Raw genomic sequence first — 9,337 nt, 5'->3', positions numbered from 1 at the left:
CCCTTGAGATTCCTTATAGACTATGAGGTTGATAGGTTGGATGTGTAAGCATAGCGATATGTTGAGCTGACCAATACTAATAAATCGATAGGTTTAAAAGTAATGTGTATTTTATACATTTCAATGAGTTTTAAAATTTACTATTCAGTTTTCAGAGAACACGCTCCACACGGAGTATTTTTTTTTATTTTTTTAAGCAGACATATATTATTGAATATCGTGTCTATTTTTAAATTTAATAATCATGTTGACCACGAATTTAAAAATCTTTTGATTAGGTGTGTCTGACAACCTTAATTTTTTCTAAAATTTTATTTAGAATTTACTTGTATAACAGTTTGATAACATTACTTTTGTCTTATTAATTTGTTTTGATTTTCTATCTGTTTTGATTGTTTAATGTTGGTTGTGGCTGATAAAAATGAAAGTAAAAAGCACTTTCAAAGTGCTTATAATAGATTATTTGCTTAAAATCATGGTCTCCACATTAATCTTAGTGTCTAAGTAATTGCTTTTATCGCCATGAAATTTTGCTTTCCGATATCTTGCATTACACTTAACTTGTAACCATTGCGCTGTGTTATTTTTCAAGAACTCTTATTTAATATATTTCTGATGAAATTAGTGATGTTTTCTCATATTTTACTACTAATAACAAATTGAAAATGTTGCTCATCTTACTTATTGATATTAATCACATCGTCTTGTCAATGCAAATATTATCGTATTCATCGTTTATGTACCAGATTGCATTAGTTAAAAAATTGTGACTTGCCAATTCTAAAATAAGTTAAATGGTCATCGACCACAATAAATGATTTATTTTTCTGAATTTTATTTTTGAGTTTTGTAACATCAATTTTATCACACAAATCGATATCTACTTTTTCTAGACAAATAAAACAATATCCATTTTGATTACTATATAGTTTAGTGATTAATTGTTTTCTTTCAGACTTTGAAATAGTATTTAAGTAGTCATTTTTTTTATTACTCATTTAAAATCAACTTCTTTTTTTCTTTTCATCTTTTTTGTCGTCCTCATCATCTTTTTTCTTTGAATTTTTAGATCCAAGTAAAAACAATATACCGAATATAAGTATTAATATTGCAATGGGAACAATTAAAATTGGAACAAATATAAAAGAAAGTATTAGAAATATTTTTTGTTTCTTTAATTTTTTATCTAAATCAAAGAAATCGTTATTTCGAACTCTTTGATTAATATAGTCGAATACTTCATTGTAATTCTTGCAGTCAATTAAAAATATTTTCTTATCTGACCTTAATATGTAGATTTTAGTACCTTTTAATATAATTTGTTCTATTTCAGACCAGTATATGAATTTTTTTAGTTTTTTTGTTACACGACTATAAATTCCTATTCCATCATCCTCGATCAACGGAAGGTAATAGTATTTGATAATTTTAAATAATCAAGGAATGGCGGCACCAAATGGTAGAAAAACTATTGTTCCAATTAAAACACCAAATAATGGACTATCTATAAGTTTATCCATTCATCCATATTTTAAATCATAATACCAAATGGGCGCAAGAATAAGTGGATAAAATATCACAACCAATCCTAAATAAAGGAATAGTCATCTAAATTGTGATTTATTATATTTTATTTTCATATCTTTGAGCAAAGTAATATCCTTTCATTTTACTTTGCAATTCAATATTAAAAAAAAAAAAAAAGAAAAGCAAAATCTCGTTTTCCGGAATTAAATTCACAAATTATTGAAAATTTTCATTTTTGCTGTTCAATTACTAACCATTGTCTAAACAACATGCAAGTTATTTTAAGATTAATTTTGCATATTTTTGCTCATCCGTCTGTGACTTAAGAAAGAAAAAAGCCCTTTCTTATTTTTTTAAAAAGCTTATATGTTTCTTAACTCACGGTTTCGGGTATTAAAAAAACCTTGAATTAGGTTTTTTTAATATCTATAATTTTCATAAATATCTACGGTTGGTAAAACATTTAAACCTAAACGATTAAATTCCGATATAAAGTAATCAAGTCTACCTTGAATTGCAAATGCGTCTTCACCCGTATCGCCTTCTTCATAATATTCTCCGTAAATAGCTTTAGTTGCTTCTTTAGGGTTTCAATTACCAGGGTAATTTAACACTTGGGTATATCTTTGGGCAACATTAGCTAAATAACGAATTTCATCTAATGATTTTGCATAAAAATATTTTTCAAATGTAGCTTTAGGGTTAGATTTTAATTGTAATATTACTTGTTTAAACTCATCTTTACTAATTTTTTCACTTTGCTTTGTTTTATCATAAACTTGATTCAATTCATTAATTAAAGCATCAGTATATTTTGAATAAACATCATCAAGGAATTTTTTATTTAAAGTTATTTTACCGATATGTAAATTTCCTTCGTTATCATAGTTAATGGTTCAATCTTGAGTAAAAATACGCAAAAATTCGTTAGCGATTTTATTATCTTCTTCACGAATTTCATCAATGATAGAATTAAAAAATTCACTTATAATTGAAATTTCAGTTCAAACTTGATCCCTTTGATTTTTATTGGCATTTTTTCGTTCTAAACGATCCCTTATGAAACCATTTAATTTTTTATCTGAGGTGTCTTTGTTAAAAATTTTAGACACGATATACTCATCTAAATCTAATGATTGATTTTTAGATATATTATTATGGGTATGGTGTTTAAAAATCAAGTTTAAAGGAATATTTTCAGGTATTAATTTTACTTTAAACTCATCTTTATTTTCTTGTTTACATGCAACAATAGAAATAGGTGTAAATAAGGCAACTGTAGATATTAGAGATAATTTTAATTTGTTTTTCATTTTTTCTCCTTTTTTTCTTTCCAATTCAATATTAAAAAAAAAAAAAAAAGAAAAGCAAAATCTCGTTTTCTGGAATTAAATTCACAAATTATTGGAAATTTTCATATTTGCTGTTAAATTATGAGATAACACACAAATAGCAGTCTCTTATTTTGAGATTAATTTTGCATATTTTTACTTATTCGTTGTCTTTTGTATATACTTATTAAGTATATGAGAGGAGATATAAATGAAAAAAACAAAAATAAATTGACATAATTCTTTCAATTTAACAATCATCAGAATTGTATCTAGTATCTTGATTTTTGGTGCATATTCCACACTGGAATTATCTTTGCATGGCGGTCTTGCTAACAAAATAGGTCGCTATGCATGAATATTTCACTTATTTGTTTTGATTATTTTTGCCTTCTCATCTTTACTTAATGTAATGGACGGTAGAATTAACACTTTACATAACCAAACTAAAACTAAAATTATTTTTGAGCAATTAGCTGACAAATTAATAATTTACCCGATATTGATTTTCTTTATCCAGTTCAACATTATTTATACATCGGTAATAGTTATATTATTTATTCGTGATTTTACAGCTTTAACTGGTAAACTAATTATTTTTGAAAAACGTAACTTTTATAAAGTTCCACTTTTAACAAAAGTTAAAACCACACTTGAAATGAGCACCATCATTGCTATTTTATTAACAATCACAATCATTACTAAATTCCAACCAGGCACTATTAGAAAAAATCAAGTACTTAAAATTGCTAACACGGTAACATTTAGTATTATCGACGTACTCGCAATTTCAACGATCTATATTTACTATAAACCTATATTCAAACACATTGTTGAAGAATTAAAAAATTAATTATTTTTTTATTTTTAAATTCTAAACGTGCTAAAATATCTAAACAAACAGATGACTGAAAACTTGTTCTTGCAAGTAAAGTGTATATGCTCGAGGGTTGGAACACCCTTCTGAGTCAACGTATTGACAAAGAGTATATAGCGGAAATAAAATATATATTTATTAAATAGTCTAACAAGATGGTTGCGTTGTTTACCGAGCATTGTGGTGGTGCAGGCCAAACGATACCAAAACGTAATTTACGCTTGACGTTAGTGTGAACTAAATATAACATCTCTGTGTTAGGGCCGATTCGAAAACGCGTAGAAGATAAAACATTGAATAACCAAAGACAAGAATCGTGGGTAAAACCCAGTATAAATATTGTCTAGCTAACAATATTGCTGTGTATGAATAAATAGGTATATATTTTACTTGGGTAACTTGGTTCGTGTTGCTCTCTGTTTTTTTATTTTGCATTTTTTTATTTAATTTTAACGGTTACGGTGTGTTATTTTGCTAACAAAATTTAAATAAAAAAATGTATAAATATAAAATTCCGGAAATAAAATAATATTAATTTTAATTATTAGTTTTCCACGGAAAAAAGCGTGTTTTTTTCTAATTTAAATTTCTTAAAGTATTAAAATAGCAATAGTATTTAATATTAGAGCGAGGTTAAATGGAGATAAAATATATTAACACTGTCTGCAAGATTCATTTCATTATGCTGTTGGTGTTATCGATATTTTTTTCTCTATTTTCATTTTTTATTGATACTTCTTTAGTATTTGGGTACGTAATCGGAGCATGTGTTTCTTACTTAAGTTTTGAAATTCGTCGTGTTTATATTGACTCGCTTTTGCGAATCAAAAAAAACATTTTTTTGGCAATTCTGTACTTATTTTTAACACTTGCTTTGGTAGGTTTGGTGTTAGGAATTATTTTATTTATTAACTACTCTAAAGGGGGTTATAAATATATAATGTCTTATCCAATCAATGTTTTTACATTTTGTTTTGGGATTACTAATGTGCAAATATCTATCGTAATTGCACACGCAGTAACAAACAAAAACCGGAAAGGAGGTCCATGAAAATCATAATAGATAATATTGGTGTATGAAACCAAGCGCAATTGCTTTCGTTGATTTTTACTATCTTAATTATTTTTGTGATTAGCTTAATAGTTTTCATCAAAATCAAAAAACATAAGAAAATCAATAAAGCGCCTAGTGCAACACAAATAATCGCCGAAGCTTATGTTACAGGAATTGATAACACTTATAACGAAACTTCGTCAAATAAATTACCTATTGCACGTTTTTATATATTTTCACTAGCCACATTTTTGTTAGTGGGTAATATGCTAGGGCTAATCGGATTAGAACCGATTGCAACATCATATTCTGTTACTTTCACTTTAGCGGCGATCACTTTTGTCGGAATATATCTTGTTGGTTTTTGATATCAACGTTTTAGATTCTTTCGTCGTTACGCTAACCCAGTCGATTTAATCGGACAATTTTCACCACTAATTTCTTTAAGTGCACGGATGTTTGGTAACATCACCGGTGGAGCAGTTATTATAGCGTCTGTATATTATGCAGCCGGTTGACTTTGATCTTTAATTTTCCCCGGTCCGCAACTTTACTTTTTCGCAACAATCATTACACCGTGAATGCATATGTTTTTTGATATATTCGGGGCCGTCATTCAAGCGTTAATTTTTACAGTGTTAACGACAATTTATTGATCAAATGAAGTTGAAATTAAACAAAAAAAACAAAACATTAAACAAAAAAATAAAACAAATATTATTAATTATTCTAAAAATATTTACTAGGAGGTAATTATGGATAAACAAGGATTAATAGCTATCGGTGCCGGTATTTGCATGATCGGATGCTTTGGTACTGGTTTAGGACAAGGATTAGCTAGTGGTAGAGCTGCCGAAGCTGTGGGTCGTAACCCCGAAGCGGCTTCAAAAGTTAGAACAATCATGATTATTGGTATGTCTCTATCGGAAACCGCCGCAATTTATTGTTTCTTAATCGCTATTCTACTTCTATTCGTATTTGGTAAATAAGATGCTTAATACCATTTCATATTTAGCTGAAAAATCAAAACCATTTCAATCAAAAAATGTTAGCGAAGATTTAACAGATAAATTTAACAAACTTTACCCTTCATGACCTATGATGGTTGCGACTTTGATTTCGTTAATACTGGTGATGATAATTCTTTATTTTTTGATGTATAAACCAGTTAAAAAATCAATAGCTAAGAGACAAAAATATATTCAAGACAACATTGATGAAGCAGAAAAAGCAAAACTTTCTTCTGAAGAAATTCTAGCAAAAGTCAATGAAAAATTACAAAGAGCACACGATGAAGCTACAAGAATCGTGGTGGAAGCAAAGCATCGTGGCGATTCTGTGTATGATAGCTATGTTAAACGAGCAAAAAATGAAGAAGCACGTATTGTGAATAGTGCGAAAGCAAATATGGCAGCCCAACAACAAAAATTATTAGAAGAAAATAAAAAACAAATTGCTAGTGCTGCTACATTATTAAGTCGCAAAATTTTAAATGAAGAAGTAAATCCAGAAATTGAAAACAAAATTATTGACGAATTTCTTAAAGGTGAAGAATAATGTATCTTAAAGCCAACACTGACGGATACGCAAGAGCGATTTTTGAATTAGCAAACGAAAATAATGAATTATTAATCACCACCCAGATACTGGAAGCAATTATGTGGGTGAGTGAAGAAAATGAAGATTTTATTGCTTTTTTATCAAATCCAGCCATCACGTTAGAGGAAAAATTTTCATTGATAGAGCAAAATTTTGCTAGTTTAAGCCCTGGCGATTTAATTGTTAACTTTTTAAAAGTGTTAGTAGTTCGCCGAGTAATTCATTTAATTACACGCATTATTAAAGTGTTTTTAAAATACGCTAATGATTATTTAGGTATTAAAGAGGCAATAATTTATAGTGCTTTTAAATTGAGTGATGAACGTTTAGAAAAATTTAAAAAATATTTATCAAAAAAATATAATGCTCAAATCAAATTAAAAAATATTATTCGTCCTGAAATAATTTCGGGTTTTCGTATTGAAGTTGATAGTGATGTAATTGAACAAAACATTGCAACAGACCTAGATAAACTAGGCAAATTAATCATTAAGAGAGGAGTGTAAATGGCTAATCGTACAGAGGATATCTATAAAATAATTAAAAATAGAATCAAAAATTTTAATTCCAAAGTAGATTTTTCACAAGTGGGCCAAATCATCACTATTGGTGATGGGATCGCTCTTGCGAGCGGCTTAGATGACGCGAAAAATGGTGAAATAATTGCATTTAAAAACGATATTTACGGCATGGTTTTAAATTTAGAAGAAGAAGTAGTCGGAATTGCTATTTTCGGTAACGCAGAGCAATTGTCAGAAGGCGATGAATGTCGCCGGACAGGCGAAGTTATTTCAGTTGCTGTTGGTGACGAATTAATCGGCCGTGTAATTAATGTTTTAGGTCAAGCAATTGACGGTAAGGGCGAAATTAAGACCGCAAATAAACGCGAAATTTTTAAAGTCGCTCCCGGAGTTATGACTCGTAAAGAAGTTAATGTAACACTAGAAACAGGTATTGTTGCGATCGACTCAATGATTCCTATTGGACGTGGTCAACGTGAATTAATCATCGGTGATCGTCAGACAGGAAAAACTGCGATCGCAATCGATACCATCATTAACCAAAAAGGCAAAAATGTTAAATGTGTTTATGTTGCTATTGGTCAAAAAAACTCAACCGTGGCGCAAATTGTCCACAAACTTGAAGAAACCGGGGCAATGGAATACACAACCGTTGTTGTTTCGGGCGCTAGTGAATTAGCACCACAACAATACATTGCACCTTATACTGGTGTAACTATTGCTGAGGAATGAATGGCAAGAGGCGAAGATGTGCTAATTGTTTACGACGATTTAAGTAAACACGCCGTAGCATACCGTACACTTTCTCTGCTATTGAGACGTCCACCTGGACGTGAAGCATATCCTGGTGATGTATTCTACCTACACTCACAATTATTAGAAAGAGCGGCAAGGGTTAATGCCGAAAATGGTGGTGGTTCAATAACTGCACTCCCTATCGTCGAAACTCAACAAGGTGATATTTCGGCTTATATTCCTACTAATGTTATCTCAATTACTGATGGACAAATATTCACTCGTGAAAATTTATTCCACTCAGGGCAACGTCCTGCGGTTGATGTTGGTTTTAGTGTTTCTCGTGTTGGTTCAGCAGCCCAAATTAAAGCAATGAAAAAAGTTTCAGGTTCGCTAAAATTGGAATTAGCACAATACAACGAAATGCTAGCTTTTGCTCAATTTGGTTCAGATTTAGACCAATCAACTAAAACTATCCTACAACACGGAGCAAAAGTGTTTGAATTTTTAAAACAAGGTCAATATCGCCCAATTAGCATTTATGCTCAAGTAGCGATTTTACTTGGTAATATCGAAAGAATAATTAACCCACTACCGAAGGAAAGTATTTTACAATATCGTGACGAAGTAATTAAATTTATGAACTCAGGTGAAGGTATTAGCATTATTGACTTATTTAAAGATGCTAAAAACGATTTAACTGATGAAATCAAAGAAAAAATTACTACAAAATTAGTTGATATTGTTAAAAACATTGTAAAAACAATTCCTAACTACAATCCAGCAGAACACGCAACTATGCCTGAGAAATATCGTAAACAATTTGAGGCTCAATAATGGCTAGTTTACAAAAAATAAAATCAAGAATTTCTACTGTTGAGTCAATACGTAAAATTACGCACGCAATGGAGTTGGTTTCAACTTCTAAAATGCGTAAGGCAAGAGAATATTTCAATTCAGTAAGCGATTACGAAACACAAGTTAGAGAAATTGTAGATAGTTTCTTTGCCCGTATTACTCCGGAAGAATTGCGTGAGTATTTTGTTAAAAAAACAAGCAAAAAACGTATTTATATTGTAATTAGTTCTGATTTAGGACTAGCAGGGAGCTATAACTTTAATATTGTTAAACTTGTGAGATCAACGATTAAAGAAGACGATGAGCTAATTGTTTTAGGAAGCAAAGGCATCAATGCTTTAGAACACAAATACAAAAAGCAAATTGTTTTAGCAACTAGTTGAGCACACGCATCACATAGTGATCTTGCTTACGCATTTACTAAATTAGTTGTTGATAAATATCGCAAAAATGAAGTTGGTGAAATTCACATTATCTACAATGAATTTGTCAATAATTTAATTCAACAAGAAACTGATATCAAAATTATGCCATACCATGCTAAACCAGCACCTAAAAGCAATGACAATTTCAATCAATTGATTGAGTTTGAACCAAACACGAGAGAAATATTAATCAATACATTGCCGCTATTTATCAGTGCAAAAATCAATCTCGCAATTGCTTCAGCAGTTATAAGTGAATATGCCTCACGTCGCAGTGCAATGGAAACTGCAACCGATAATGCTGATGAATTAATTGACAATCTAAATCTTGACTACAACAGAAAACGCCAAAGCAATATTACTCAAGAATTGAATGAAATCGTTGGTGGTGCAAATGCTGTTTAAGGAGA

At 30.0% G+C, this 9,337-nt stretch carries 11 protein-coding genes and 1 rRNA gene; 9 read left to right on the top strand and 3 right to left on the bottom strand.

Annotation, left to right across the window (positions count from 1 at the left end; translation table 4 throughout):
• Nucleotides 1-101 (top strand): 23S ribosomal RNA (locus N1F73_RS02405); the annotation flags it as partial.
• A gap of 651 nt (nucleotides 102-752) precedes the next feature.
• Here the strand turns inward: N1F73_RS02405 and N1F73_RS02400 are convergent.
• The 3 genes from N1F73_RS02400 to N1F73_RS02390 all read right to left on the bottom strand — a co-directional run bounded on the left by N1F73_RS02400 (nucleotide 753) and on the right by N1F73_RS02390 (nucleotide 2,840).
• Nucleotides 753-998, bottom strand: a complete 246-nt coding sequence (locus N1F73_RS02400; RefSeq protein ID WP_260359915.1) for a hypothetical protein — start codon at nucleotides 996-998, stop codon at nucleotides 753-755.
• Nucleotides 999-1,520 (bottom strand): hypothetical protein, encoded by a 522-nt coding sequence (locus N1F73_RS02395; protein WP_260359914.1) that lies wholly within the window; start codon nucleotides 1,518-1,520, stop codon nucleotides 999-1,001.
• A gap of 426 nt (nucleotides 1,521-1,946) precedes the next feature.
• Nucleotides 1,947-2,840 (bottom strand): hypothetical protein, encoded by an 894-nt coding sequence (locus N1F73_RS02390; protein WP_260359913.1) that lies wholly within the window; start codon nucleotides 2,838-2,840, stop codon nucleotides 1,947-1,949.
• 229 nt (nucleotides 2,841-3,069) lie between these two features.
• Here N1F73_RS02390 and N1F73_RS02385 point away from each other — a divergent pair, with 229 nt between their 5' ends.
• From N1F73_RS02385 to atpG, 8 genes are all read left to right on the top strand, one after another.
• Nucleotides 3,070-3,711, top strand: coding sequence for a CDP-alcohol phosphatidyltransferase family protein (locus N1F73_RS02385; protein ID WP_260359912.1), 642 nt, complete (start codon nucleotides 3,070-3,072; stop codon nucleotides 3,709-3,711).
• A gap of 661 nt (nucleotides 3,712-4,372) precedes the next feature.
• Entirely contained in the window at nucleotides 4,373-4,795 is a 423-nt protein-coding gene (locus tag N1F73_RS02380) for a hypothetical protein (protein ID WP_260359911.1), read from the top strand.
• On the top strand, nucleotides 4,783-5,535 hold the full coding sequence (locus N1F73_RS02375; RefSeq protein ID WP_260359909.1) for a F0F1 ATP synthase subunit A: 753 nt from the start codon (nucleotides 4,783-4,785) through the stop codon (nucleotides 5,533-5,535). The genes N1F73_RS02380 and N1F73_RS02375 overlap by 13 nt, the downstream gene beginning before the upstream one ends.
• 9 nt (nucleotides 5,536-5,544) lie before the next feature.
• Nucleotides 5,545-5,778: an ATP synthase F0 subunit C gene (atpE, locus tag N1F73_RS02370; RefSeq protein ID WP_130429242.1), complete on the top strand. Its 234-nt coding sequence runs from the start codon at nucleotides 5,545-5,547 to the stop codon at nucleotides 5,776-5,778.
• A 1-nt stretch (nucleotide 5,779) separates the two neighbouring features.
• On the top strand, nucleotides 5,780-6,346 hold the full coding sequence (gene atpF, locus N1F73_RS02365; RefSeq protein ID WP_260359905.1) for a F0F1 ATP synthase subunit B: 567 nt from the start codon (nucleotides 5,780-5,782) through the stop codon (nucleotides 6,344-6,346).
• Nucleotides 6,346-6,894: an ATP synthase F1 subunit delta gene (atpH, locus tag N1F73_RS02360; RefSeq protein WP_260359902.1), complete on the top strand. Its 549-nt coding sequence runs from the start codon at nucleotides 6,346-6,348 to the stop codon at nucleotides 6,892-6,894. Before atpF ends, atpH begins: the two co-directional genes overlap by 1 nt.
• Entirely contained in the window at nucleotides 6,895-8,481 is a 1,587-nt protein-coding gene (atpA, locus tag N1F73_RS02355) for a F0F1 ATP synthase subunit alpha (RefSeq protein ID WP_260359894.1), read from the top strand.
• Nucleotides 8,481-9,332, top strand: a complete 852-nt coding sequence (gene atpG / locus N1F73_RS02350) for an ATP synthase F1 subunit gamma (RefSeq protein WP_259290402.1) — start codon at nucleotides 8,481-8,483, stop codon at nucleotides 9,330-9,332. The genes atpA and atpG overlap by 1 nt, the downstream gene beginning before the upstream one ends.
• The last annotated feature ends 5 nt before the right edge of the window (nucleotides 9,333-9,337 follow it).

Origin of the sequence: Mycoplasma sp. HS2188, assembly GCF_025209835.1 — a bacterium.
In the GTDB taxonomy this organism is placed as follows: Bacteria; Bacillota_I; Bacilli_A; order Mycoplasmatales; family Metamycoplasmataceae; genus Mycoplasmopsis.
The sequence above is the reverse complement of the archived record's forward strand: the minus strand, read 5'-3'. Positions and strand labels throughout refer to the sequence as shown.